Origin of the sequence: Streptomyces sp. NPDC051315, assembly GCF_044455165.1 — a bacterium.
In the GTDB taxonomy this organism is placed as follows: domain Bacteria; phylum Actinomycetota; class Actinomycetes; order Streptomycetales; family Streptomycetaceae; genus Streptomyces.
The window spans coordinates 57,567-83,489 of sequence record NZ_JBITEN010000011.1 but is presented as its reverse complement, the minus strand read 5'-3'; the positions used below and the strand labels follow the sequence as shown (position 1 = coordinate 83,489).

Sequence of the window (25,923 nt, the reverse complement as noted above, 5' to 3'; positions counted from 1 at the left end):
CGGCCCAGGGCCCGGGACGACAAGGGCAGGGCGGCCGGGGCGGCGCCCCCCGCTCAGCGGGACGCCAGCGCCAGTGCCTGGTCCAGGGCCTGGAGGAACCGGTTCACCGTGCTGCGGTCCCGCACCGCGAGCCGCAGCCACTCCTCGCCCAGCCCGGGGAAGGTGTCTCCCCGGCGGACGGCGAAACCCAGGGTGCGCAGATGGTGCCGGACAGCCGCCGCCCGCGGCAGCCGTACCAGGACGAAGGGCCCCTCCGCGGGCTCGACGACCCGCAGCCCGTCGGAGGCGAACTCCGCGAGCCCCGCCACCAGGTGCGCCCGGTCCGCGGCCACCCGGTGCGCCGCGTGGGCGGCCTCGGCCAGCGCCCGCGGCGACACGCACGCCTGCGCCGCGGCCAGCGCCGGCGTGGAGACCGGCCACAGCGGCTGGGCCCGCTCCAGCTCGGCGATCGTGTCGGGGGCGGCGAGGACGTAGCCGATGCGCAGCCCGGCCAGCCCCCACGTCTTGGTCAGGCTGCGCAGGACCACCAGGCCGGGCACGTCCGTCCGGCCGGCCAGCGCCTCGCGCTCACCCGGCACCGCGTCCATGAACGCCTCGTCGACCACCAGCGTCCGCCCGGGACGGGCCAGTCCGGTGAGGACACCGGCCGGGTGCAGCACCGACGTCGGGTTCGTCGGGTTGCCGACCACCACCAGGTCGGCGTCCTCCGGCACGTCCCCCGGAGCCAGCCGGAAACCGTCCGCCTCCCGCAGCAGCACCCGTTCGACCGCGTGCCCGGCGTCCCGCAGCGCCGCCTCCGGCTCCGTGAACTGCGGGTGCACCACCACCGCCCGCCGGGTCCTCAGCGCGCGCGCCAGCAGCACGAACGCCTCCGCCGCACCCGCCGTCAGCAGGACCCGCTCGGCCGGCAGCCCGTGCCGCGCCGCCACCGCCGCCCGCGCCGCCCGCCCGTCCGGGTAGGCGGCGAGACCGGCCAGGGAGGCGGCGATGTGCTCGCGCAGCCACTCCGGAGGCGTGTCCGCGCGGACGTTGACCGCGAGGTCGACCAGCGCCGACCCGTCGTCGCGTATCTCCGCGTCACCGTGGTGGCGCAGGTCGTGCCCGTCAGTGTGCATGGGAGTGCGCGTGCCCTCCGTGGTGGTGGTGACCGTTCCCGTGGTGATGGTGGCCGTCGTCGTCGGGGTGGAAGTGCGGCTGCTGCGGCAGCCCCACCTTGTCCTCGAAGCCCGGCAGCGCGATGCGGTACACGCACGAGTCGCAGTTCATCCGCAGATCGCCCTTGACGGCCTCCTCGTACCGCTCCATCACCAGGTCCAGCAGCTCCGGCTCGGGCCCGATGACGTCCGCCGAGAGCACCTCGGTCTCCGGGTGCGCGGCCGCCCAGCCCTCGGTCTGCTGCCGCACCCGGTCCGGCAGGATTCCGGTGAACAGGAAGTAGGGCAGGACGACGATCCGCCGCGCGCCCAGACGCACACACCGGTCGAGCCCGCTCGGCACGTCCGGCGCCGCCAGCGACACGAACGCCGTCTCCACCCCCGCGTATCCGCGCCCCTCCCACAGCAGCCGGGCCGCCTTGTACACCTCGGCGTTGGCGTCCGGGTCGGTCGAGCCGCGCCCGACCAGCAGCACGGTCACGTCCGACCGGTCGTCGGGCGTGCGCCCGGCCCCGCCCAGCGCCTCGTCCAGCCGTCGCTCCAGCACGCTCAGCAGCGCCGGGTGCGGGCCGAGCGGACGCCCGTAGGTGTACGAGATCCCCGGGTGCCGCTCCTTCTCGCGGGCCAGCGCCGCCGGGATGTCCCCCTTGGCGTGCCCGGCGGACACCAGCATCAGCGGTACGGCGGCGAACCGCCGTACGCCCCGTTCCACCAGTTCGGTGACGGCCTCGCCGAGCGGCGGCGGGGACAGCTCGATGAAGCCGCCCGCGACGGGCAGTTCGGGGTGGCGGCGCCCCAGTTCCCGGACGAAGTCACGGAACGCCTCGGCACCGGCGTCGTCCCGGGTGCCATGGCCGGCGATGAGCAGAGCGGGCGGCGGGGTGGTCACGAAGTCTCCTCGGAATGCGGAACGGGGTGGTATAGGAGGGCGTTGAGCGCGGCGGCGGCGACCGCCGACCCGCCCTTCTCGGACACGTTGCTCACGGCGGGCAGCCCGCTCTCCCGCAACGCGGCCTTGGACTCGGCCGCGCCGACGAAGCCGACGGGCAGACCGATGACGAGCGCGGGGGAGGCGTCGAGCGTCAGCAGCTCCTCCAGGGCGGTGGGCGCACAGCCGATCACCCACAGGGCGCCGGGCCCGACCTCCTCGTACGCGAGCCGGACCGCGTGCGCCGAACGGGTCAGCCCGGGGCCGGACTCGGCGTCCTTCAGACGGCAGACGGTCTCGCGACGGGTGATGCCGGCCGCGACCATCTCCACGTCCACCACGACGGGCGCCCCGGCGTGCAGCGCGGCGTGCGCCGCGACCAGGTCCGCCTCGTCCATCACGAGATCGCTCGCGTACTCCAGGTCGGCGGCGGAGTGGATGACCCGCTCCACCACCGCCCGGGTCAGCGGCGGGAAGTGCGCGGTGTCCAGACGGGCCCGCAGCCGCCGGAAGGACTCCTGCTCGATCGGGTGGACCACACGGTTCACTTGGGCTCCTCCTGCCAGCGGTAGCCGCGCGGCGTCACCATGCGCCCCGCGATGGTCCGGGTCGCGGTGTTGCCCACCGTCACGACCGTCATCATGTCGACCGTCGCCGGGTCCAGGCCGGCCAGCGTCGTCACCCGGCTCGACCCGTCCGGCCGCGAGGCGTTGCGCACGACACCCACCGGAGTCGACGGCTCCCGGTGCTCGGCGAGGATCGCCAGCGCCTTCGGCAGCTGCCAGTCACGGCCCCGGCTGCGCGGGTTGTAGAAGGTCACCACGATGTCGGCCTCGGCCGCCGCCCGCACCCGCCGCTCGATGACCTCCCACGGCGTGTGCAGGTCGGACAGGCTGACCGACACGTGGTCGTGGCCCAGCGGCGCGCCCAGGAGCGCGGCGGCGGCCAGCGCGGCGGTCACCCCCGGCACCCCGACCACGTCGATGTCGTCGGAGGCCTCGGCGAGCGCGGGCGACGCCATGGCGTACACGCCCGCGTCCCCGCTGCCGATCAGCGCGACGGCCTGCCCCTTGCGCGCCTCCGCGACGGCCGTGCGGGCCCGCTCCTCCTCGGCCCCGAGTCCCGACTCCAGGATCCGGGTACCGGGGCGCAGCAGGTCACGGATCTGGTCGACGTACTGGTCGAGCCCGACCAGCACCGCGGCACGCTCCAGCTCCGCCTTCGCGCGCGGCGTGAGCAGATCGCGGGCGCCCGGCCCGAGCCCGACCACCGCGAGCCGCCCGCGCCCCGGACGCCGTACGACCGCGCAGGTCGCCATGGCGGGCCGGCCATCCGCGCGCTCCGACTTCCGCTTCGGCACGAGGAGTTCGCCGCCGCGCACCAGCGCCGCGGCCTCCGCGACGGACGGTGTGCCGACGGCGGCGAGGGGTGCGTCGGACGGGTTCGGCACCTCTACGGCGGCCAGCTCCCCGGCGGAGTACGTCACCACGGGCACGCCGAGCCGGGAGGCGGCCGCGAGAACGCCGGGCTCGTCCGCCTTCGCGTCGACGGTGGCGAGCTCGGCCACGGCGGCCGCGGACAGCCCCGCCTCCCGCAGGGCACCCTCGATCACGTCGAGCACTTCCCCGGCCGGGGCTCCCTTGGACGCACCGACCCCGACCACCAGGGACGGCGGCCGCAGCAGGACCTCGTGGGCGCCGGGCTCCACCGCCCGGTCCGTCACCCGCACGGTGTACGTCCCCCGGTCCCGGTCCGGGCCGGCGAACGGCAGCGGCGGCAACGGCCAGGCCACCTCGGTCTCGAGCGCGACCGGCTCCCCGTCCAGCAGGGCCCGCGTCACCCCGGCGACATCTCCCTCCACGGGCAGTCCGAGGGTGTCCAGGCCGGGGATGCCGACGGCGTCCGTCGCCGTCGTCACCACGGGCTCGGCGCCCAGCACCCCGCCCACGGCACGGGCCAGTTCGTTGGCGCCGCCGCCGTGCCCGCCGACCAGCGAGACAGCGAACCGCCCGGCCTCGTCGACGCACACCACACCCGGATCGGACGCCTTGTCGTCCAGCAGCGGCGCGAGGAGCCGTACCACGGCCCCCGTCGCCAGGAAGCACACGAGCTGCTCGCACTCCGCGAACGCCCGCCGTACGGCGTCCCCGACAGGACCGTCGTACACGCGCGTGCGGTCCGGCCACGCCGCGGCCAGCCGGTCCCGCGCCGCCGCCCCCGCCGCGGTGGCGGAAATGAGGCCGATCACTGAGCAACTCCTTCTACGTCGCAGGCCGGGGGCCGGACGCCCCACAGCAGGAAAACGGGATTGGTGGCCGCCAGCCGGGTCACGTCCCCCGGCAGCGGCGCGAGCCGCGAGGACTGCAGCAGCACGCCGTCGCAGTCGAACCCGGCGTCGGTGAGGGCGGCCCGCGCCGCCGGCACCCGGTCCAGCGCGGCCATGGCGACGACCACGGACCGCCGGGCCCGCCGCGCGCACACCCCGACGATGTCGGCGAGCTCCCGCCCGCCGCCCCCGACGAACACGGCGTCCGGATCGTCGAGCCCGGCCAGCGCCTGTGGCGCCTCCCCGTGCACCACGTGCACGTCGACCCCGTGCGCGTCGGCGTTGGCGCGGATCCGCGCGACACCGTCCCCGGCCTTCTCGACCGCGCTGACGGCGGCCCCCAGCCGGGCGCACTCCACGGCCACGGACCCCGACCCGGAGCCGACGTCCCAGACCAGGTCGCCGATCCGCGGGCCCAGCCGGGCCAGCGCCAGCGCCCGCACCTCGAACTTGGTGATCATCGAGTCGCGGTGGGCGAAGTCCGCCTCGTCCAGCGCCCATCCGGCGGGCCGGCGCGCCGGCCCCGCGAGGGTGCGCACCGGACCGAGCAGCCGCGCCTCGTCCAGGCACAGCACCACACTCACCGCCGCGCCCCAGTCCCGGTCCGCGGCCTCGGCCGGGGTGACCCGCTCGACGCGCTCGCGCTCGGGGTCGCCCAGTGCGGACGCGACGACGAGGACCCGCCCGGGGGCGGTCCGGGCGAGCGCGGCACCCAGTTCGGCGGGGCCCGACCCGGGCCCGGTCAGCACGGCGACCTTCGGATGCGCCCGGCACACGTGGACGGCCGTCCGCGGATCCCGCCCGTGCGCGCTGACGACCACGGCGTCGTCCCAGGTCAGTCCGAGCCGGGCGAAGGCGGCGGCCACGGACGACACCCCGGGCCGCACCTCCAGCCGCTCCGCCCCGAACCGTTCGGCCAGCGCCCGCACGATCCCGAAGAACCCGGGATCCCCGGACGCCAGCACGGCCACCGGCCGTTCCTCGACGACGTACTCCTCGATCGCGTCGAGGGCCGGCGCCAGCGGGCCGAGCACGATCCGTCCGGCGCGCGCGGGCAGCACCGCGGCGTCCAGATGCCGGCGCCCGCCGACGACGAGGTCGGCGCCCGCGAGGACGTCCTCGCCCGGCGGCGCCCCGGTCCCCGTCCCGACGACGGTGATCGGACGGCTCACGTACTCGCACCCCGCTCTCGCAGCGCCCTGCGGGCGGCCGGGTCGGCCTTGCGGTAGCCGTGGAAGTGGCCGGGGTGGTACAGGTGCGAGCGGGTGCCGTGCGCGTCGAGGGCCGGGCCGATGAGGAAGAGCGTGTGCTTCCAGAGCTTGTGCTCCTTGACGGTCTCCTCCAGCGTGCCGACCGTGCAGCGCACGACCAGCTCCTCCGGCCAGGTCGCCTGGTAGGCGATGACGACCGGGGTGGCGGTCGGATAGCCGCCCTCCAGCAGCTCCCGCACGAGCTGTCCGCTGCGGGCGGCGGACAGGAAGATCGCCATGGTGGTGCCGTGCCTGGCGAACTCCCGCACCTCCTCCCCGGGCGGCATCGGCGTCTTGCCGCCGCCGAGCCGGGTGAGGATCACGGACTGCGCCACCTCGGGGATCGTCAGCTCCCGCCGGGCCAGCGCGGCGACGGCCGAGAACGAGGACACACCCGGCACGATCTCCGTCTCGATCCCGATCTCGTCACACCGGTCGAGCTGCTCCTGCGTACCGCCCCACAGCGCGGGGTCACCGGAGTGGATCCGGGCGACGCGCAGCCCTTCCACGCGGGCGCGCTCGTACACGGCGACGACGTCCTCCAGGGACATGGTCGCCGAGTCGAGGATCTCGGCACCCTCGCGGGCGTGGTCGAGGACCTCCGCCTGGACCAGGCTCGCGGCCCAGATCACGACGTCGGCCTCGGCGATGGCCCGCGCGGCACGGAACGTCAGCAGGTCGGCGGCACCGGGGCCGGCACCGACGAAGGTCACCTTGCCGGTGGGGGCGTCGGCCATGGGTTCGGGTCCTCTCATGACGGGATGGGGTAAGGGGCCCGGACGGGAACGGCCGGGGCTGGACTGGGGGTGAGCGGGGTCCGGGTGCGGGGGGCCGGGCCCGGAGCGGTCAGGAGCGGGTGCCGGATGCGGGGGGCCGGGGCCGGACGGGTGACGAGCGGCTGCCGGGCGCGCGCGGCCGGGCCCCCACCGGATGTGAGCGCACGGCGGCCGTCCGCGCCCCGCCCCGGGCCGGACACGCGCGGTGGCCGGATGCGCGGGGCCGGGGCCCGATCGGATACGAAGGGCACATGGCGGTGATCGTCGCGCTCGGCGCGTTCCTGATGACGTTGGCCGGCGGCTGGACGGCGCAGCGGGTCACCGACCGCCGCCATCTGGTGCTGGGCCTGGCCGGCGGCCTGATGCTGGGCGTGGTCGGCCTGGACCTGCTGCCGGAGGCCCTGGAGGCGGCCGGCACCGACATCTTCGGCGTTCCGGCCGCCCTGCTGCTGTTCGTCGCGGGCTTCCTCCTCGCCCATCTGGTGGAACGTCTTCTCGCCCACCGTCAGGCCGCGCACGGCGCCGAGGAGGACGACGGCCGTACCCCCGAGGTGGGCCTGACGGCGGCCGCGGCGATGGTCGGCCACAGCGCCATGGACGGCGTGGCGATCGGCGCGGCCTTCCAGGTCGGCGGCGGCATGGGCGCGGCCGTCGCGCTCGCCGTCGTCGCCCACGACTTCGCGGACGGCTTCAACACGTACACGATCACCAGCGTGTACGGGAACGCCCGCCGCAGGGCCCTGATCATGCTGTTCGCGGACGCGGTGGCCCCGGTGGCCGGCGCCGCCTCGACCGTGTTCGTCACGATCCCCGAGCACCTGCTCGGCGCCTATCTCGGTCTGTTCGGCGGCGCGCTGCTGTATCTCGCGGCGGCCGAGATCCTCCCCGAGGCCCACCACACACACCCCGCCCGCTCGACCCTGCTGTGCACGGTAGCGGGCGTGGCGTTCATCTGGCTGGTGGTGGGCCTGGCGGGCTGAGGGGGACGGTCTCACAGCTTGCCGCCCCGTCCGCCGTCACGCCGGGCGGGCGCGATGAGCGTGGAGAGGTAGGGGAGGGGCTCCGCACCGAGGTCGGCGGCGGGCCGGATCGACTGTTCGGGCAGCCCGAGCGCCGCCCCCCACACGGCGTCCCCGATCCGCCCGGTCTCCCGCAGCGCCTCGGCGACCTCGGCGGCCTGCCGCCCGAACTTGTAGGCGACGACGGTGCCCGGCCCGGCCAGCGCGTCCTTCAGCACGGCGGAACCGGCGGTCACGGGCACCAGCGTCAACGGCTCGGTGCCCTCCGTCAGCACCGCCCCCGACCGCGCCGCGAGATCCTGCATGGCGGTGATGCCGGGCACGGTCTCGATGACGGTGCCCGGCACCGACTCCCCGATGGTCTGGGCGAGGTAGGTGAAGGTCGAGTACACGTTGGGATCCCCGATGGTCGCGAACGCGACATGGCCGTGCCGCTCCAGCAACCCCGCGACCCGCTCCCCGGCGGCATCCCAGGCCGCCTCCCGCCGCGCCCGGTCACTGCGCTCGTTGAGCGCGAACACGACCCGGACGACCTTCTCCTCGGGCACGTAGTGCAGGACGGTCGCCTCGGCCCGCCCCCGCTCCCCGGTGTCCATCACGGGTACGACGACGACGTCGGCCGCACGCAGCGCGTTGACGCCCTTGACGGTCACCAGCTCCGGATCACCGGGCCCGACCCCGACTCCGACCAGCCTGCTGCTCATGACGTCCGGCACCTCTCCACGAACCGACGGGCCACACCGGGCTCGGCCGCCCAGTGCGTGTGCAGATAACTCGCGTGCACACCTTGCTGTACAAAACCTTCGAGTCGCCGTCGGGGGGTGCGCACACCCCAGGCGGCGACCTCCCCCGACCCGGGCTCCACCACGGTCCGGTGGAACTCGTGTCCCCGCATCCGCGTCCCGGCCTCGGCGAGCACGCTGTCGCTGACGGCCACGGCGTCCCGATACCCGAGGGTGAGCCGCTCGGACATGCGCGCGGTGACGTCGAGGACCCCGCACATGGGCTGCCCGTCGAGCTCACGGCACAGGTACAGCAGCCCCGCGCACTCGGCGGCGACGGGAGCGCCGCTCTTCGCGAGGGCCGCGACGGCCTCGCGCAGGGGTTCGTTGGCGGACAGCTCGGCGGCGTACACCTCGGGAAACCCGCCGCCGATGACCAGTCCGCGGGTGCCGTCCGGAAGCCGCTCGTCGCGCAGCGGGTCGAACGCAACGACGTCCGCACCGGCGGCGGTGAGGAGTTCGGCGTGCTCGGCGTAGGAGAAGGTGAAGGCGGGACCGCCTGCCATGGCGACTCTCACCTTCGAGTCCGGGCCGGCGGTGTTCGGCCCGTCCGGCGCGTGAGGACCGGGCCCGTCCGGGGCCGACAGCGGGGATCCGGGGGCGGTGGCCCCCGGGATCGGGGCGGTGAGGGAGGGAGGGGGCGAGGAAGCCAGCACCTCAGCCGCGTCCCAGGCCGCGCACGACAGCGCGCCGGCACTCCCCGCCAGCGCGACCAACGCCTCGAGATCGCACCCCGCGCGCACCTGCTCCGCCATGGCGGCGACCGCCTCCACGGCCTGAGCCCGCCGCTCGGCGACCGGCACCAGCCCCAGATGCCGCGACGGCGTACCCACCTGGGCGACCCGCCGCAGCACCCCCAGCACCGGCACCCCGGCCGCGTCCAGCGCCTCCCGCAGCAACGACTCGTGCCGGTCCGACGCGACCTTGTTGAGGATCACGCCCCCGATCCGGACCTCCGGATCCCACGAAGCGAACCCGTGGACCAGCGCAGCCACCGACCGCGACTGCGACGACGCGTCCACCACCAGCACCACCGGCGCCCGCAGCAGCTTCGCCACCTGCGCGGTGGACGCCAGTTCACCCTCCCCCGCGGCCCCGTCGTACAGCCCCATCACGCCCTCGACGACGGCGATGTCGCACCCCCGGGCCCCGTGCCGGAACAGCGGAGCGATCAGCTCCGGCCCGCACAGGTACGCGTCGAGGTTGCGCCCCGCGCGCCCGGTGGCGAGCGCGTGGTACCCGGGGTCGATGTAGTCCGGCCCGACCTTGTGCGGGGACACGGCGAGCCCCCGCGCGCTCAGCGCGGCCATCAACCCCGTGGCGACGGTGGTCTTGCCGCTGCCCGAGGAGGGCGCGGCGACGACCAGCCGGGGCACGGACGAGGACATCACCACTCGATGCCCCTCTGCCCCTTCTGACCGACGTCCATGGGGTGCTTGACCTTGGACATGTCGGTCACGAGGTCGGCGAGGTCGACGAGCTTGTCGGGCGCGTTCCGCCCGGTGATCACGACATGCTGGGTCCCCGGACGGTTCCGCAGCACGTCGATCACCTCATCGGTGTCGACCCACCCCCAGTGCATCGGGTACGCGAACTCGTCCAGCACGTACAGCCGGTACGTCTCGGCGGCGAGGTCCCGCTTGACCTGCTCCCAGCCCTCCCGGGCCTTCTCCTCGTTGTCCATCTGCCGGTCGCGCTGCACCCACGACCATCCCTCACCCATCTTGTGCCAGTCGACGGAACCGCCCTCACCGGAGGCTCCCAGGACCCGCAGCGCGTTCTCCTCGCCGACCTTCCACTTCGCCGACTTGACGAACTGGAACACCCCGATCGGCCACCCCTGGTTCCAGGCGCGCAGCGCGAGCCCGAAGGCGGCGGTCGACTTGCCCTTCCCGATCCCGGTGTGCACGACCACCAGCGGACGATTACGCCGCTGGCGCGTCGTCAGTCCGTCGTCCGGCACGACACTCGGCTGTCCCTGCGGCATTTACGCGGCCCTCCTCGAAGTCCCCTGCACATCTCGCACCAGCCCGGCGATGGAGTCCGCCCGCAGCTCGTCCAGCGTCACCGCCGTACCGCCGAGCTCACCCGCGAGCTGCCCGGCGAGCCCCAGCCGCACGGGCCCCGACTCGCAGTCCACGACCACCGACGCGACGCCGTCGGCGGCGAACAGCCGAGCCGCCCGCCCGGCCGTCGCGACCGGCTCGGGCCCACCGGTGGCCCGCCCGTCCGTCACGACCACCACGAGCGCCCGCCGAGCCGGATCCCGCAGCCGCTCCACCCGCAGCACGTCGTGCGCCCTGAGCAGCCCGGCGGCCAGCGGCGTCCGCCCACCGGTGGGCAGCGACTCCAGCCGGACGGCCGCGGCGTCGACGGACGACGTCGGCGGCAGCGCCACCTCGGCGTCCGCCCCCCGGAACGTCACGAGCCCCACCTTGTCCCGCCGCTGGTAGGCGTCCAGCAGCAGCGACAGCACGGCCCCCTTCACGGCACTCATCCGCTGCCGCGCCGCCATGGACCCGGAGGCGTCGACCACGAACAGCACGAGGTTCCCCTCACGCCCCTCCCGGGTCGCCTGCCGCAGATCGTCCCGCCGCACCACCAGCCCCGGCCCCGAGCGCCCCCGGGCCCGCTGATGCGGCGCCGCCGCCTGCACGGTCGCCGCCAGGTGCAGCTTGGTCAGCGCCCCCCTCGGCCGCCGGGCACCCGTCGTCCGGCCGTGCTCGGTCCGCGCCCGCGAACGCCGCCCGGCGGCACCCTCACCGATCCCGGGCACGCTCAGCACCTTGGTGCGGAAGGGCTCGGCGGCACGCGCCGCGGCCTGCTCCCGGGAACCCGAGGCCCGGGGCTCCCCGCCCTCACCGGCCTCGGGCCGCGCGCCCGTGTCACCGCCCTGCGGGCCCTCGTTGGGCGACGGCTGCCCACCGCCCCCGCCGGGTCCGTCCGGCCCGTCGGGATCGGGATCGGCGTCGGGATCGTCGTCGCCGGAGAACTGCTCCAGCGTCTCGTCGAGTTTGTCCTCGTCGAGTCCCGGCGCGTCGAAGGGGTTGCGCCGCCGCCGGTGCGGCAGCGCCAGCAGCGCGGCCTGCCGCACGTCCTCGGCCAGTACGTCGGTCCGCCCGGCCCAGGCGGCCAGCGCCGTCGCCGTCCGCGCCATCACGATGTCGGCCCGCATGCCGTCCACCTCGAAGGCCGCACAGGTCGCCGCGATCTGCCGCAGCGCCCCGTCACCCAGCCGCACCCGCGGCAGCAGCGCCCGCGCGGCCACCACCCGCGCCCGTACGGCGGCCTCCTCGTCCGCCCACCGCGCGGCGAAGCCGGCCGGGTCGTCGTCGTAGGCCAGCCGCCGCCGGACGACCTCCACCCGCTGGTCGGGCTCCCGCGAGGCCGCGACCTCGACGGTCAGCCCGAACCGGTCGAGCAGCTGCGGCCGCAGCTCGCCCTCCTCGGGGTTCATGGTGCCGACCAGCAGGAACCGTGCCGCGTGCCGCACGGAGACACCCTCGCGCTCGACGTACGAGGCGCCCATCGCCGCCGCGTCCAGCAGCAGGTCGACCAGGTGGTCGTGGAGGAGGTTGACCTCGTCGACGTAGAGGATGCCGCGGTGCGCGTCCGCGAGGAGGCCCGGCTCGAAGGCCTTCACGCCCTCGGCGAGCGCCCGCTCGATGTCCAGCGCGCCCACCAGCCGGTCCTCCGAGGCGCCGACGGGCAGTTCCACCATCCGCGCCGGGCGCCGGACTCCGGGAGCCGCCTCGTGCGGTCCGTCCGGGCAGGTCGGGTCGGGGGACGCCGGGTCGCACGAGAAGCGGCACCCGGCGACGACGTCGACCTCGGGCAGCAGCGCCGACAGGGCCCGCACCGCCGTCGACTTGGCGGTGCCCTTCTCGCCGCGCACCAGCACCCCGCCGACTGCCGGGGACACGGCGTTCAGCAGCAGCGCGAGCCGCAGGTCGTCCTGGCCGACGACGGCCGTGAACGGGAACGGGGTGGTCACTGGTCGCCCTCCAAGTCGCCTTCCAGCTCCAGGTAGGTGGCCCGCAGCCGTTCCAGGGTGTCCGCGTCCGGCTCGGCCCACAGCCCCCGGTCGGCGGCCTCGAGCAGCCGCTCGGTGATCCCGCGCAGCGCCCACGGGTTGGACTTCTTCATGAAGTTGCGGTTCTCCGCGTCGAAGACGTACTCCGCGCTGAGCTTCTCGTACATCCAGTCGTCGACGACGCCGGCCGTGGCGTCGTAGCCGAACAGGTAGTCGACGGTCGCCGCCATCTCGAAGGCGCCCTTGTAGCCGTGCCGCCGCATCGCCGCCATCCAGCGCGGGTTGACCACCCGGGCGCGGAAGACACGGTGCGTCTCCTCGCCCAGCGTGCGGGTCCTCACCTGGTCCGGTGTCGCCGAGTCGCCCACGTACGCCTCGGGGTTGGCGCCCGTCAGGTGCCGCACCATGGCGACCATGCCGCCGTGGTACTGGAAGTAGTCGTCGGCGTCGACCAGGTCGTGCTCACGCGTGTCGACGTTCTTCGCGGCGACGGCGATCCGCCTGAACGCGGTCTCCATGTCCCCGCGGGCCGCCCGCCCGTCCAGTCCGCGCCCGTAGGCGTACCCGCCCCACACCGCGTACACCTCGGCGAGGTCGGCGTCCGACCGCCAGTTCCGGGCGTCGATCAGCGGCAGCAGCCCGGCGCCGTACGCCCCCGGCTTGGAGCCGAAGATACGGGCGGTCGCCCGCCGCCGGTCGCCGTGCCCGGCCGCGTCCTCGTCGACGTGCGCGCGGACGAAGTTGGACTCGGCGGGCTCGTCGAGGTCGGCCACCGCCCGCACCGCGTCGTCGATCAGACCGACGACGTGCGGGAAGGCGTCCCGGAAGAAGCCGGAGATTCGGACCGTGACGTCGATGCGCGGCCGGCCGAGCTCGGTGAGCGGCACGATCTCGAAGCCGGTCACCCGGCGCGAGGCGTCGTCCCACACCGGGCGGCAGCCCAGCAGCGCGAGGATCTCGGCGATGTCGTCGCCCTGCGTCCGCATCGCGGACGTGCCCCACACCGTCAGGCCGACGGACGTCGGGTACTCACCGGTGTCCTGGAGGTAGCGCTGCACCAGCGAGTCGGCGAGCGACTGCCCCACCTCCCAGCTCAGCCGGGAGGGAATGGCCTTGGGATCGACGGAGTAGAAGTTCCGGCCGGTCGGCAGGACGTTGACGAGCCCCCGCGTCGGCGAACCGGACGGACCCGCCGGGACGTACCCGCCGTCGAGCGCCCTCAGGATGTGGCCGATCTCGTCGGTGGTCCGGGCCAGCCGCGGCACGACCTCGGCGCAGGCGAACTCCAGCACCCCCACGGCGGCGGGGAGTTCGGTACCGAGGACCTCACGGACCAGCGCGGCGCTCTCCGCGACCGCCCAGTCCCGCGCCTCCATCGCCTCCGCGAGCCGCCGGCACAACTGCTCCAGCAGGTCGATCGCGTCGGCGGCCGTACGCGACGGCCCCTCCACCAGGTCGGTCAGCTCGACCGGCACCTTCACCGGCGCGCCCGGCTCGGCCAGTAGCTCCTTCTCCACCAGCCCGAAGTGAGCGGCCAGCGAGGCCCGCAGCCCCGGCAGCGCGTTCGCCTGCCCGCCCCACACCTGCGAGGCCCGCAGCACGGCGAGGACGAGGTTGACCCGGGGCTCACCGACCGGCCCGCCGCCCAGGATGTGCAGGCCGTCGCGGATCTGCACGTCCTTGATCTCGCACAGGTAGCCGTCGATGTGCATGACGAACTCGTCGAACGTGTCGTCGTCCGGCTGCTCGTCGACATGCAGGTCGTGGTGGAGCTCGGCCGCCTTCACCAGCGTCCAGATCTGCGCCCGCACGGCCGGCGCCTTGGCCGGGTCCAGGTCGGAGACGAGGGCGTACTCGTCGAGCAGCTGCTCCAGCTTGGCCAGGTCGCCGTAGGTGTCCGCGCGCGCCATCGGCGGCACCAGGTGGTCGACGACGGTGGCGTGCCCGCGCCGCTTGGCCTGGGTGCCCTCACCGGGGTCGTTGACGATGAACGGGTAGATCAGCGGCAGGTCGCCGAGCACGGCGTCCGGGGCGCACCCGCCGCTCAGCCCCAGCCCCTTGCCGGGCAGCCACTCCATCGTGCCGTGCTTGCCCATGTGGACGATCGCGTCGGCGCCGAAGCTGTTCTCGAGCCAGCGGTAGGCCGCCATGTAGTGGTGGGACGGCGGCATGTCCGGGTCGTGGTAGATCGCGATCGGGTTCTCGCCGAAGCCGCGCGGCGGCTGGATCATCACGACGACGTTCCCGAACCGCAGGGAGGCGAGCACGATGTCGTCGCCGTCGACGTAGAGGGAACCCGGCGGCTCGCCCCACGCCTCGGTCATCGCCTCCCTGAGCCCCGGGTCGAGCCGGTCGAACCAGGCCCGGTAGTCGGCCAACGGCACGCGCGCCGGCGCCGCGGACAGCTGCTCCTCGGTCAGCCACTCCACGTCGTGGCCGCCGGCCTCGATGAGCCGGTGGATCAGCTCGTCACCGTTGTCGGGGTACCCCTCGACGACGTACCCGGCGTCCCGCAGCGCGTCCAGCACCCGCACCGCCGACGCGGGCGTGTCCAGACCCACCGCGTTGCCCACCCGCGAGTGCTTGGTCGGGTACGCGGTGAAGACCAGCGCGACCTTCTTGTCGGCGTTCGCCCTGTGCTTCAGCCGGGCGTGCCGTACGGCGATCCCGGCGACCCGCGCGGCCCGCTCCGGGTCGGCGACGTACACCGGCACGTCGTCCGGCCCCTGCTCCTTGAAGGAGAAGGGGACCGTGATCAGGCGTCCGTCGAACTCCGGGATCGCGACCTGCATCGCCGCGTCCATGGGGGAGAGGGCGGCATCGGACTCGTCCCAGGCGGCCCGCGACGAGGTCAGGCACAGCCCCTGCAGCACCGGCACGTCTAGGTCGGCGAGCGCCCCGATGTCCCAGGCCTCCTCGTCGCCGCCCGCGGAGGCGTGCGAGGCGTGCGTGCCGCCGGCGGCGAGGACGGTGGCGACGAGCGCGTCGGCCCGCCCGAGGATCTCGTACAGCCCGGGCTCCGCACCCCGCAGCGAACCGCAGAAAACGGGAAGGGCGTTGGCGCCCCGCGCCTCGATCGCGTCGCACAGCGTGTCCACGAAGGCGGTGTTGCCGCTCAGCTCGTGCGCCCGGTAGAAGAGCACCCCCACGGTCGGCCGGCCCTCGACGAGGTCCCGCTCCCCGTGCACCCCGTACTCGGGCATCTTCCGCGGCTCGACGAACCCCTCACCCGTCAGCAGCACGGTGTCCGACAGGAACCGCGCCAGCTCGGTCAGGTTGTCCGGCCCGCCCTCCACGAGGTACTTCAGGGCCTCCGCGACGACACCGGCCGGTACCGACGACTCGGCCATCAACTCCGCGTCGGGAACGGCCTCCCCGCCCAGCAGCACGGTCGGCACACCGGACGCCCGCAGCGCGGCGAGCCCGTCCTCCCAGGCCCGCTTGCCGCCCAGCAGCCGTACGACGGCGATGTCGGCGCCCTCGATCAGGCCGGGGAGCTCCTCGGCCACGTCCACCCGGGTGGGGTTGCCGATCCGGTAGGAGGCACCGGAGGCGGCCCGGGCCGCCAGCAGATCGGTGTCGGCGGTCGACAACAACAACACTGTGCTCATGCGGGCGCTCCCGGTGGAATGAAAGGCAGTCCTTGTGGCGCGCCCGACTCGATGAGCCGCCAGAGCGCGTCCGTGTCCGCGTGCTGTTCGATCAGGTCGCCGAGCCGGTCGAGCTGCTCCTCGCGCAGCGCGGCGAACGAGGTGTCCGGGGCCGGCACGAAACGGCGGCCCGCGGCGGCCGCCACCTCGCGCAGGAAGGCCCGCCGGAAACCGTCCGACTCCAGCGAACCGTGCCAGTGCGTGCCCCAGGTCTGCCCGACCCGGCAGCCGTCCAGGAACGGTTCGCCCCCGTCGACCGAGGCGACCCCGTGATGGATCTCGTACCCCTCGACCCGCTCGCCGAGGGCCTCGCCGACGGGCCGGGTGAGCGTCTTCTCGCGCGCGAACCGCACCCGGACCGGCAGGACCGACAGGCCCTCCACCTGACCGAGCCGGCTCTCGACGTCGTCCTCGATGCGCTCGCCGAGGATCTGGAAGCCGCCACAGATGCCGAGGACGGGCCTGTGCTCGGCGGCCCTGCGCACCAGCGCGTCCGCCAGCCCCCGCTCCCGCAGCCACTCCAGCGCCCGTACGGTCCCCCGGGTCCCCGGGACGACCACGAGGTCGGCGTCCGCCAGTTCCTCCGGCCGGTCCACGAACCGCACCACGACGCCCGGTTCGGCGGCCAGCGCGTCCACATCGGTGAAGTTGGACATGAGCGGGATCGCGCAGACGGCGACCCGCAGCACGTCCTGGCCCACGGGCGGGGCGACGTCCGACTCCCGCACGGCCCCCCGCAGGGACACCGCCATCCCGTCCTCCTCGTCGATGCCGAGGCCGTGCCGGAAGGGCAGGACGCCGTACGTGTGCCGTCCGGTGAGGCCGTGCAGCATGTCGAGCCCGGGCTCCAGCAGGGACACGTCCCCCCGGAACTTGTTCACGAGGAACCCGGCGACGTGCGCCTGGTCCTCGGGCGAGAGCAGCGCGACGGTCCCGAAGAAGGAGGCGAAGACACCGCCGCGATCGATGTCGCCGACGACGAGGACCGGAAGCCCGGCATTCCGGGCGATCCCCATGTTCACGATGTCCGTCCGGCGCAGATTGATCTCGGCCGGACTGCCCGCCCCCTCACAGATCACCGCGTCATACGTGCCCCGCAACTCGGCGAGACACTCCAGCACGGTCCCCAGCAGTTTCTGCTGCCGCCCCCCGTGGTAGCCCCGGGCACTCAGCTCACCCACGGGCTTCCCGAGCAGCACCACCTGACTGCTCTGCTCCCCACCCGGCTTCAGCAGCACGGGGTTCATCAGCGCGGTGGGCTCCACCCGGCAGGCCTGCGCCTGCATGGCCTGAGCCCGCCCGATCTCGGCACCCTCGCGGGTGACGAACGAGTTCAGCGACATGTTCTGCGCCTTGAAGGGCGCGACCTTGACCCCCTGCCGCACCAGCCACCGGCAGATCCCGGCGGTGACGACGCTCTTGCCGGCGTCGGAGGTGGTGCCGGCGACGAGGAGACCCCCGCTCATGACGTACGCCCCTTCGCTCTCGTGGCGATGGCCCGCGCGGCGACCGTGACGCCGAGCGCGAGCAGGCCGACGCGGCGGGAGAGCCGTGCGGCGCGTTCGATGTCGTGCGGGACGACGGGCCGCCCCGCCGCCCCGTTGAGCACGGGCCGGTGCTCGACCCGGCCGCCGTAGGAGAGGGTGCCGCCCAGCCGCACCCCGAGGGCGCCCGCGAACGAGGCCTCCACCGGCCCCGCGTTGGGACTGGGGTGCTTGCCGGCGTCGGCCCGCCAGGCCCGTACGGCGCCCCGCGGATCGTCCCCCGCCACGGCGGCGAGTACGGCCGTCAGCCGCGCCCCCGGCCACCCGGCGAGGTCGTCGAGCCGCGCCGACGCCCACCCGAACCGCAGATGACGCGGCGACCTGTGCCCGACCATGGCGTCGAGGGTGTTGACGGCCCGGAACCCGAGCAGCCCCGGCACCCCGCCCACGGCGCCCCACACCAGCGCCCCCACGACGGCGTCGGACGTGTTCTCGGCGACGGACTCCACGACCGCCCGGGCGATCCCGTCCGCGTCGAGCGCCTGCGGATCCCGGCCGCACAGATGCGGCAACCGCGCCCGCGCGCCCTCCACGTCCCCCGCCTCGAGGGCCCGCCCGACGGCTCGGGCCTCCCGCACGAGGGAGGCCCCCCCGACCACCGCCCAGGTGGCCGCGGCGGTGAGGGCGGCGGAGCCGGCGGTGGAGGACCGTACGGCACGCGAGGCGACGGCTCCCAGGGCGACGGCCCCGCCGGCGCACACGACGGTGTGCAGCGCGCCCCACCCGCGGTGGTCCCGCCACAGCACCCGCTCCACGCCGGCCGCGGCCCGCCCGAACACGGCGACCGGATGTCCCCGGCGCGGATCGCCGAGGAGCAGGTCCCCCAGGAGGCCGGCGGCGGCGCCGTACGCGTGAACGCGATCGGCACCCATCGGCTCAGCCGACCGCGGAGTCGGGCGACGACAGGGTGCTGTACCTCGAACGGCAGCCGAGCATGGCGTATATGTCCTCACTCAGGGTGTCCACGCCCTGGTTCGACGAGACCGGCGACGAGAGTTCCTGGCTCCCGGGGCTACCTACCCCGGTGACAGTGGCGGGACCGCGCCGGACTCACACCGGCTTCCTCTCCTGTCGCCGTACATGGCCCCGGCAGTCCACCACGGGCCCGGAAGAGCCGTCAACTTGCTGTTGACCTGCACAGGGAGAGTGTGCAGAACCCCACACCGCTAGCACGGCGGGCGAACCGGCGGGAGCCGCTCGGGCCGCATTCCCCTCACCCAGGTGGTCCTGCCGGACTCCGCTTGCGACGGCCCGCCGCGAACACCTGCAATACCCCGTGAATCCCGTGGACGACGGGACGGGCGGGAGAGGGACTCACTGTGGCGTACGTGGGCCAAATGGTGCTGGACGACGGGCAGATCCTGCTGCGGGAGGTGGCCGGGGACGGCCCGGCGGGCGTCCAGCGCGTCTCCCGCGGCGGGGCCGTCGCCGGGGCGGCCGAGACCCTCCAGCAGGCCCTGGCCCGGGTGCGCCCGGCGCTCGGCGCGGTCCTGGACGGCGCGCGGGGCCTGCCGAGACCGCCGGCCTCGGTGAGCGTCGAGTTCGGCATCACGCTCAGCGCCGAGGCGGGCGTCGTGGTGGCGCGGGGCCCCACCGAGGCCCACTTCACGGTGAGCATGCACTGGACGCAGCAGGACGAATCCGCCCTCCCCGGACAGCGCGATGGCACCGACCACCGCTGACGACGAACTCCCGTGCGCCATCGCCCGCTTCCGGAGCGCCGACGGCCGGGTCACCGGCAGCGGCTTCCTGATCGCGCGCCGGACACTGTGCACCTGCGCCCACCTGGTGGCGAGCGCCCAGGGCACCGACGAGCGGCCGAGACACCGCCGGCCGCCCCGGTGACGGTCGACTTCCCCCCGCTCACCCCACCCTCCGACCTCCGCGCCACGGTCACCCACTGGCGCCCCGTCAGACCCGACGGCGGCGGCGACATCGCCCTGCTGACCCTGGCGGACGCGGCCCCCGGCACCGCCCCCGTCCGCTTCGCCGGCGGCACGGCGACCTGGGACCACGCCTTCCGCGTCCTGGGCTTCCCCGCCCGCACCGACGACCACGGCGTCTGGGTGGACGGCCGCCTCCGCGCCCCCGTCGGCAAGGGCTGGACGGCGATGGAGGCCCGCCCCCTCCCCGGCGGCCCACCCGTCGGCCGGGGCTTCAGCGGCGCCCCGGTGTGGGACACCGACCAGGGCGGGGTGGTGGGCATGACGGTGGCGGCGGAGACGGGCACGGGCGCGACGACGGCGTATCTTCTCCCGGCCGCGCTGCTGCTGGGCCTGGACCCGGCGCTGCGCCCCTCACCCTTTCGCGGGCCCGGAACCCTTCCGGGAGCAGGACGCCGGTGTGTTCTTCGCCCGCAGGGCGGACAGCGAACGCATCGCGGTGGCCCTCCGCGTCCACCCCTTCGTCCCGGTGGCCGGGGCGTCCGGGGTCGGGAAGTCGTCGCTGGTCCGCGCCGGAGTGCTCCCCCTCTTGCGGGCGTCGTGATCGAGCCGCTCTGCCGCCTTCGCGGCCCCCGCCCCCCGGACGTGACGGAGTTCGTGGCCGCCGAGTCCCTCGGGGTCTCCCCGGACGCGGACATGACTCCGCCCTGTCCCGATCCCCGATGAGGGCCAGGACAGGGCGGACCGAGTCGGCCGTGGGTCAGGCCACGATCAACGAGATCCCGTACGCCACCGCAGCCGCACAAGCCGCGAAGCACGCGTACGCCCCGGTGACCGCGAACGCGGCGGAGTCACCCTGTGCCACGGCCCGCTCGCGTCGCGACAGGCCCATGATGCCGAGGGTGAACAGGCCCACCAGGGCCACCGTGACCACGAGGCTGACGCCGAAGACGGAGCCGAGGGCCGCCCAGTCGATCTTCATGATGCTTCTCTTCCTTCGTACCTGGGGGCCGGGCTCAGACGGTGGTGGTGGCGGCCGGCGGGGCCGGCTCGCTCGCGGGGGCCGGGATCGTGGCCGTCAGGTCGTCGGCCACCGTACCCACCGGAGGCGGGGTCACCGCGGCGATCGCCGCGGTCACCACGCCGGCCGGCTCCTCGGAGTCGTTGACGTTGGTGTGGTCGACGACCTCACGGCGGGAGATCTTCCAGATGGCGGCGCTGGATCCGACGAGGAAGACCGCGACGACCGCCGTGCCCCAGTCGCCGAAGCCGGTCACGTACTCGGCGATCGCGCCGACCAGGGCCGCGGCCGGCAGGGTCAGACCCCAGGCCACGAACATCCGGGTCGCCGTCGACCAGCGGACCACGCCGCCCTTGCGCCCGAGGCCCGCACCCATCACCGCACCGGAGACCGAGTGCGTGGTGGAGAGGGAGAAGCCGAGGTGGGAGGAGGCGAGGATGACGGTGGCCGCGCTGGTCTGGGCGGCGAAGCCCTGCTGCGGCTGGAGGTCGGTGAGGCCCTTGCCCATGGTGCGGATGATGCGCCAGCCGCCGAGGTAGGTGCCGAGCGCGATCGCGATGCCGGCGGAGAGGATGACCCACAGGGGCGGGTCGGAGTCGGGGGCGACGGCGCCGCCGGCGACCAGGGCGAGGGTGATGATGCCCATCGTCTTCTGCGCGTCGTTGGTGCCGTGGGCGAGGGAGACCAGGCCGGCCGAGGCGATCTGGCCCGCGCGGTAACCCTTCTCCGCCGCCTTGCCGTCGGCCTTGCGGCCGAGCGAGTACGACAGACGCGTCGCGAGCATCGCGGCGACGCCCGCGACCAGCGGGGCCGCGATCGCCGGGATGAGGACCTTGGTGACGAGCACGTCGCCGTGGACCGCGCCGACGCCCGCCGAGGCGATGGTGGCACCGATCAGGCCGCCCATGAGGGCGTGCGAGGAACTGGACGGGAGGCCCACGAGCCAGGTCAGCAGGTTCCAGAGGATCGCGCCGACCAGGGCGGCGAAGATGACCTCAGGACGTATGCCGGTCTCGTCGACGAGACCCTTGGAGATCGTGTTGGCGACCTCCACCGAGAGGAAGGCACCCACAAGGTTCAGCACGGCGGACATGGCCACCGCGACCTTGGGCTTGAGCGCACCGGTCGAGATGGTCGTGGCCATCGCGTTGGCGGTGTCGTGGAAACCGTTCGTGAAATCGAACGCGAGTGCGGTTACCACCACAATCGCGAGGATCAGCGAGAAGCTTTCCATTTACCCAGGCAATCGTTCGAGGTCATTGGCTGATTGAACGTAGGTAACCTGAGTGAACGGAAGGTGAACTGGGGCGGGCATCACGGTGACCGGGAGGGATGCTTTCCACCCCGCCCCACCGCCGCGACCCGTGCGCCGCACGGCCAAGGGCCCTCGACGCGCCTCCCCGACCCGTCCGCGGAGCAGGCGAAGAGATTCTGGTCACCCCGCACGCCGCCCCGGCCGTGGCACCCGCCACGACCGTCCCCTCGCCGCCGAACGCACGGATCCGGGCGACCGCCCGCCGCCCTGCTCGGGCCCCGGCACCGCCGCTCGCGGCCGTACGGGTTGTATGCGATGTCAGGGGCGGGCGGTGCCGCGCCCGGAGCGAGCGGCCCGGGCGGTGCCGCAGCCCCTGTCCGGCCGGGCGAAGTGGTACGGGCCGCGGCACAACCCGCGCCCCTCCTGGCAGGATCACCGCATGGCTGAGCAGCGACGAGACCAGCGGAACACCCGTGACGGCAAGGACATCGCACCCAGCGCGCAGGAGACGCGGGCGTGGGAGGCGCTCGTGGTGACGGCCCGCCGGACCGTCGCCGACGGGCTGGTCGTGGGCACCTCCGGCAACGTCTCGGTCCGGGTCGGCGACACCGTCCTGGTCACACCCTCCGGCGTGCCCTACGACCGCCTCGCACCGCACGACATCACCGGCGTCGACCTCGACGGCCGACAGGTGCTCGGCACCCTGATCCCGACCAGCGAGCTGCCCATGCACCTCGCCGTCTACCGGACCACCGACGCCCGAGCCGTCGTCCACACCCACGCCGTGCACGCCACGGCCGTCTCCACCCTCGTGACCGTGCTCCCGTCCGTCCACTACATGACCAGCGCCCTCGGCGGACCCGTCCGGGTCGCCCCCTACGCGACCTACGGCACCCGGCAGTTGGCCGAGAACATGCTCGAGGCCCTCACCGACCGCTCCGGCTGCCTCCTCCAGAACCACGGCACCCTCACCTACGGCACCACCCTCGACCAGGCCTACGACCGCACCGCCCAGCTGGAGTGGATGTGCCGGCTGTGGCTGACGGCGTCGTCAGTACCGGGCCGCACGCCGTCCCTCCTGACCGACGAACAGCTGGCGGAGGTGGGGGAGCGGCTGCGCGGCTACGGCCAGAAGGGGTGACGGCACCCTTCGCCCGCCGCACCACTGGCCGGTAACAGGATCGGCCAGGACACTGGACGGGTGCGCACTGTCACCGCGACGGCCGCCGCCGTCACCGCAGCCCTGGCCGCCGGCGCCGCCAGTGTCGCCGTCGGCCGGTTCGCCAGCGACGCCGCACTCAAGGCGCCGCCCGGCCGACCCCTGCCCACCGAACCCCGCCTCACCGTCCACGGCACCGCGGCCGGCCAGATCACGCTCACCCGTGATCTGGCCGCCCTGCGCCCCGGCACCTACGGCCTCGCCGGCAACGGCTCCCACGCGGTCGTCGGCCCCGTCCTGGCCACCGCGCCGCACTCCGCCGACACGGTCGTACGCCGCCTGGAACGCGTCACCCACGGCACGCTGAATCCCGGCGACGCGGTGTGGCTCACCCCCAACCTGCACGTCGGCGACCCGGGCAGTGCCCTCGGGCTCGACTACTCCGACGTCGACATCCCCGGCGAGCTCGGCACGCTGCCCGCCTGGTTCGTCCCCGGCGCCCGCCGCACCTGGGTGATCGCCGTCCACGGCCTGGGCACCACCCGCGAGCACGCCCTCAACCTCGTCGGCTTCCTGCACCGCCGCCGCTTCCCGGTGCTCGCCCTCGCCTACCGCGGCGACCTCGGCGCGCCCCGCCCCCCGGACGGCCTCAACCACCTCGGCGAGAGCGAGTGGCGCGACGTGGACGCGGCGATGCGGTTCGCCGCCCGGAGCGGCGCCGAACGCGTCGTCCTGCTCGGCTGGTCCACCGGCGCCACCATGGCCCTGCGCGCCGCCGCCCGCTCGGGCCTGCGCGACCTGGTCACGGGCCTCGTCCTGGACTCGCCGGTCCTCGACTGGCAGGCGACCCTGCGCGCCCTGGCCGCCGCCCGCCACACCCCGGGCGTGCTGCTGCCCCTGGCCGTCCGCGCCGCCCAGGGCCGCACGGGCCTGCCCGCCGGCCACCCCGACGAGGCCACGGATCCGTCCCACCTCCGCGTCCCGGCCCTGGTCTTCCACGGCCCCGACGACACGGTCGCCCCCTGGACGGCCACCCGCCACCTGGCCGACCGCCGCCCCGACCTGATCACCCTCCGCCGCGTCCCCCAGGCCCCCCACGCCGCCATGTGGAACGCCGACCCCGCCCCCTACGAAGAAGCCCTACGCCGCTTCCTGACGCCGTTGATGTGAACCCCGCGAGCCGGCGGGAGCAGCCGGGCCGCCCCCGAACGCTCCCGCACCCCCGAGACGGCGGGAGCGAGTGGAACCGCCCCGAACGCTCCCGCACCCGCGAGGCGCCGGGAGCGGGTCGTGGCGGTGCGGCGCAGCCCGTCGCTCAGCGCTGCACAGCCAACTCCCACTCCCACCGACGGGCAGCCGTACGCCCCACACGCGACGGGCTCGCCGCACCGCCACGGCCCCGACCCATCCACCACCCGCGCGCGAGGCGACCGCCCCCGACCACACCACGCTCCACCCCGGAGCCCGCTCCACCCCGGACCCATGTCCTGCCCCCGCCCACCCCTCCACGGTTCCGTTTAAGCCCGTACCACTGGCTTGATCACACTTCTCACCCTTTCCCACCCCCATCCCCGCCCCCCTCCCCAAGCCCCCCGTGACGTTCCGTTTGGGTTTTCGGACCGTCAACCGGAAGACTGCACCCGTGACGTCCCGTATCCCGCGCGACTCCAGGCTTCGACTCGTCCGCCCGCGACCCCTGGCCGCCGCCCCCTCAGCTGTGAACCAGCGGCGCCCGCGCCGCCCCGCGCCCCGACCGCCGGAGGGCACCCCGGCCCCGGCGGAGCTGGCCAGAATGGCGCGCTCAGGTCTCGCCGACGCCGCCCGCGTCGCCCGCTGGGCCGACGCCGCCCTCGGCCCCGGCCGCAACGGAGCGACCGACGACGGCAAGGCCACCCTCTCCGACGCGACCGCCGAACGGGCGGCGGCGGAGCTCGGCCTGACCCCGGCTCAGGTCCGCGCCGACTGGGACACCGCCCGCCTGGCCGGCCTCGTCGAGGTGCACGGCGACAGCGCCCGCCCCGGCTGGCGCCTGCGCGCCTGGGACCGCGACGACAGCGCCGTACTGCGCGGCTGGGTCGCCCTCTTCGACGCCTGGTCGCTCGCCACCCCGGAACCCGCCGACCTGGAGGCCGCCGCCGTCGCCGAGGTCGTCTCGGCCATGCCGCAGGTGCTCTCCTTCCTCCAGCTGTCCGCCGGCCCGGTCCCCGTGGACCAGCTCCTCGACCTCCTGCGCCAGCGCGTCACCGAACTGCGCACCGAGCGCTGCGAGGTCTCCTACGGCCCCGAGGCCGTCACCACGAGCCCCGAGACCCCGGCCGCGCCCCCGCCCGCGACTCCCGCGACGGTCCCCCTCCCCGCCCCCTCCGCGGACGCCGACCCCGCGGAGCCGGCGCAGGCCGCCGAACTCGCGCCCCTCCTCGACTGGGCCCTGCGGGCCCTGGCCTCCGTGGGCGCCCTGACCTACGGCGACGGCCAGGCGACGCTCACCCCGCTCGGCAACTGGGCGGTGTGGGTCAAGCTGGAGCAGATCTGCGTCGCCGCGCAGAGCCCCGCCGGCAACATCGAGGTCTCCGCCGAGGAGATGCTCCGCGGCTGCGCCCAGCTCCGCCCGAACGCGGCCCGCGCCGAGTACCGCGCCTGGCTCGCCGCCCGCCCCGTCGGCAGCGCCGTCACCGAGCTGCTGTCGGCCGCCCGCGGTGAGGACGCCCTGCTGCGCGGCCTCGCCTTCGAGGCGCTGCGCGTCGTCGGAGCCCCCGCCGAGCCCGACGTCCGCGCCGTCGTCGACGAGCCGGCCCTGAGGCCGTACGCGCTGCTGTGGCTGGCCGAGCACGACGGGGTGGACCCCGAGGACGCGCACGAGGTGCTGACCCGGGAGGAGGCGACCTGGCTGTGGGTCGACACCGCCGCGGCCGTCGCCGACCACGGCGAGGCGCCGATGCTGGTGCGGCACCTGGAGTCGGCGCTCCAGCCGACCGTCCCCGCCCTCCTGAACGAGGTGCGCGCCGTCGGACACCCGCGCACCGTGCAGGTCCTGGTCGCGCTCGCCGCCGCCCACCCCGACCCGGCCCTGGCCAAGGCCGTCCGCCGGGCCGCCTTCCAGGTCCACACCGGGGGCAACTGACCCCTGACGGCCGAGGGCGGCC

Annotated in this window: 22 protein-coding genes and 1 riboswitch; of the genes, 7 read left to right on the top strand and 15 right to left on the bottom strand. The window is 74.8% G+C overall.

Going from position 1 to position 25,923, the window contains the following annotated elements; all coding sequences use genetic code 11:
• Positions 1-53: 53 nt before the first annotated feature.
• The 6 genes from cobC to cobM are packed head-to-tail and all read right to left on the bottom strand — an operon-like array spanning position 54 to position 6,395.
• Positions 54-1,115, bottom strand: a complete 1,062-nt coding sequence (gene cobC / locus ACIBBD_RS21750; RefSeq protein ID WP_399421114.1) for an Rv2231c family pyridoxal phosphate-dependent protein CobC — start codon at positions 1,113-1,115, stop codon at positions 54-56.
• Positions 1,105-2,043: a sirohydrochlorin chelatase gene (locus ACIBBD_RS21745; RefSeq protein ID WP_399421113.1), complete on the bottom strand. Its 939-nt coding sequence runs from the start codon at positions 2,041-2,043 to the stop codon at positions 1,105-1,107. The genes cobC and ACIBBD_RS21745 overlap by 11 nt, the downstream gene beginning before the upstream one ends.
• Complete coding sequence (locus ACIBBD_RS21740) at positions 2,040-2,630, bottom strand: precorrin-8X methylmutase (protein WP_399421112.1); 591 nt, start codon at positions 2,628-2,630, stop codon at positions 2,040-2,042. Before ACIBBD_RS21740 ends, ACIBBD_RS21745 begins: the two co-directional genes overlap by 4 nt.
• The gene (gene cobJ, locus ACIBBD_RS21735; RefSeq protein WP_399421111.1) at positions 2,627-4,330 is read right to left on the bottom strand and encodes a precorrin-3B C(17)-methyltransferase; all 1,704 of its coding nucleotides are present in this window, start codon (positions 4,328-4,330) and stop codon (positions 2,627-2,629) included. The genes ACIBBD_RS21740 and cobJ overlap by 4 nt, the downstream gene beginning before the upstream one ends.
• The gene (cbiE, locus tag ACIBBD_RS21730; RefSeq protein WP_399421110.1) at positions 4,327-5,580 is read right to left on the bottom strand and encodes a precorrin-6y C5,15-methyltransferase (decarboxylating) subunit CbiE; all 1,254 of its coding nucleotides are present in this window, start codon (positions 5,578-5,580) and stop codon (positions 4,327-4,329) included. Before cbiE ends, cobJ begins: the two co-directional genes overlap by 4 nt.
• Positions 5,577-6,395: a precorrin-4 C(11)-methyltransferase gene (gene cobM / locus ACIBBD_RS21725; protein ID WP_399421109.1), complete on the bottom strand. Its 819-nt coding sequence runs from the start codon at positions 6,393-6,395 to the stop codon at positions 5,577-5,579. The genes cbiE and cobM overlap by 4 nt, the downstream gene beginning before the upstream one ends.
• Positions 6,396-6,685: 290 nt before the next feature.
• Here cobM and ACIBBD_RS21720 point away from each other — a divergent pair, with 290 nt between their 5' ends.
• Positions 6,686-7,414: a ZIP family metal transporter gene (locus ACIBBD_RS21720; RefSeq protein WP_399421108.1), complete on the top strand. Its 729-nt coding sequence runs from the start codon at positions 6,686-6,688 to the stop codon at positions 7,412-7,414.
• Between the two features lie 11 nt (positions 7,415-7,425).
• Here the strand turns inward: ACIBBD_RS21720 and cobI are convergent, their stop codons facing one another.
• From cobI to ACIBBD_RS21685, 7 genes are read right to left on the bottom strand one after another with little or no spacing between them, the layout of a single operon-like run.
• Positions 7,426-8,157 carry a precorrin-2 C(20)-methyltransferase gene (cobI, locus tag ACIBBD_RS21715; RefSeq protein ID WP_399421107.1) on the bottom strand — a complete coding sequence of 244 codons (732 nt, stop codon included), beginning with the start codon at positions 8,155-8,157 and terminating at the stop codon, positions 7,426-7,428.
• On the bottom strand, positions 8,154-9,623 hold the full coding sequence (locus ACIBBD_RS21710) for a cobyrinate a,c-diamide synthase (RefSeq protein WP_399421106.1): 1,470 nt from the start codon (positions 9,621-9,623) through the stop codon (positions 8,154-8,156). The genes cobI and ACIBBD_RS21710 overlap by 4 nt, the downstream gene beginning before the upstream one ends.
• Complete coding sequence (cobO, locus tag ACIBBD_RS21705) at positions 9,623-10,222, bottom strand: cob(I)yrinic acid a,c-diamide adenosyltransferase (protein WP_399421105.1); 600 nt, start codon at positions 10,220-10,222, stop codon at positions 9,623-9,625. The genes ACIBBD_RS21710 and cobO overlap by 1 nt, the downstream gene beginning before the upstream one ends.
• Positions 10,223-12,229, bottom strand: coding sequence for a putative cobaltochelatase (locus ACIBBD_RS21700; RefSeq protein ID WP_399421104.1), 2,007 nt, complete (start codon positions 12,227-12,229; stop codon positions 10,223-10,225).
• On the bottom strand, positions 12,226-15,879 hold the full coding sequence (gene cobN / locus ACIBBD_RS21695; protein ID WP_399421103.1) for a cobaltochelatase subunit CobN: 3,654 nt from the start codon (positions 15,877-15,879) through the stop codon (positions 12,226-12,228). The genes ACIBBD_RS21700 and cobN overlap by 4 nt, the downstream gene beginning before the upstream one ends.
• Positions 15,876-17,384, bottom strand: coding sequence for a cobyric acid synthase (locus tag ACIBBD_RS21690; protein WP_399421102.1), 1,509 nt, complete (start codon positions 17,382-17,384; stop codon positions 15,876-15,878). The genes cobN and ACIBBD_RS21690 overlap by 4 nt, the downstream gene beginning before the upstream one ends.
• Positions 17,381-18,334, bottom strand: a complete 954-nt coding sequence (locus ACIBBD_RS21685; protein ID WP_399421101.1) for a cobalamin biosynthesis protein — start codon at positions 18,332-18,334, stop codon at positions 17,381-17,383. Before ACIBBD_RS21685 ends, ACIBBD_RS21690 begins: the two co-directional genes overlap by 4 nt.
• A 121-nt stretch (positions 18,335-18,455) precedes the next feature.
• A riboswitch (cobalamin riboswitch) is annotated at positions 18,456-18,529 on the bottom strand.
• 270 nt (positions 18,530-18,799) lie between these two features.
• On the opposite strand from ACIBBD_RS21685, the gene ACIBBD_RS21680 reads away from it, so the two are divergent.
• The 3 genes from ACIBBD_RS21680 to ACIBBD_RS21670 all read left to right on the top strand — a co-directional run bounded on the left by ACIBBD_RS21680 (position 18,800) and on the right by ACIBBD_RS21670 (position 19,949).
• Positions 18,800-19,144, top strand: a complete 345-nt coding sequence (locus tag ACIBBD_RS21680) for a CU044_2847 family protein (RefSeq protein ID WP_399421307.1) — start codon at positions 18,800-18,802, stop codon at positions 19,142-19,144.
• Positions 19,125-19,307, top strand: coding sequence for a hypothetical protein (locus tag ACIBBD_RS21675; RefSeq protein ID WP_399421100.1), 183 nt, complete (start codon positions 19,125-19,127; stop codon positions 19,305-19,307). The genes ACIBBD_RS21680 and ACIBBD_RS21675 overlap by 20 nt, the downstream gene beginning before the upstream one ends.
• A gap of 498 nt (positions 19,308-19,805) precedes the next feature.
• Positions 19,806-19,949 carry a hypothetical protein gene (locus tag ACIBBD_RS21670; protein WP_399421099.1) on the top strand — a complete coding sequence of 48 codons (144 nt, stop codon included), beginning with the start codon at positions 19,806-19,808 and terminating at the stop codon, positions 19,947-19,949.
• Positions 19,950-20,105: 156 nt separating this feature from the next.
• Here ACIBBD_RS21670 and ACIBBD_RS21665 read toward each other — a convergent pair whose 3' ends face one another.
• Together ACIBBD_RS21665 and ACIBBD_RS21660 are read right to left on the bottom strand one after the other, a co-directional pair.
• Complete coding sequence (locus tag ACIBBD_RS21665) at positions 20,106-20,327, bottom strand: hypothetical protein (RefSeq protein ID WP_399421098.1); 222 nt, start codon at positions 20,325-20,327, stop codon at positions 20,106-20,108.
• Positions 20,328-20,361: 34 nt separating this feature from the next.
• Entirely contained in the window at positions 20,362-21,600 is a 1,239-nt protein-coding gene (locus tag ACIBBD_RS21660; protein ID WP_399421097.1) for an anion permease, read from the bottom strand.
• A gap of 460 nt (positions 21,601-22,060) precedes the next feature.
• Here ACIBBD_RS21660 and ACIBBD_RS21655 point away from each other — a divergent pair, with 460 nt between their 5' ends.
• The 3 genes from ACIBBD_RS21655 to ACIBBD_RS21645 all read left to right on the top strand — a co-directional run bounded on the left by ACIBBD_RS21655 (position 22,061) and on the right by ACIBBD_RS21645 (position 25,901).
• A complete protein-coding gene (locus tag ACIBBD_RS21655; protein WP_399421096.1) occupies positions 22,061-22,762 on the top strand; it encodes a class II aldolase/adducin family protein in 702 nt (233 codons plus the stop codon).
• Between the two features lie 60 nt (positions 22,763-22,822).
• Positions 22,823-23,950: an alpha/beta hydrolase gene (locus tag ACIBBD_RS21650; RefSeq protein ID WP_399421095.1), complete on the top strand. Its 1,128-nt coding sequence runs from the start codon at positions 22,823-22,825 to the stop codon at positions 23,948-23,950.
• 472 nt (positions 23,951-24,422) lie between these two features.
• Positions 24,423-25,901 (top strand): hypothetical protein, encoded by a 1,479-nt coding sequence (locus ACIBBD_RS21645; RefSeq protein WP_399421094.1) that lies wholly within the window; start codon positions 24,423-24,425, stop codon positions 25,899-25,901.
• Positions 25,902-25,923: the final 22 nt, after the last annotated feature.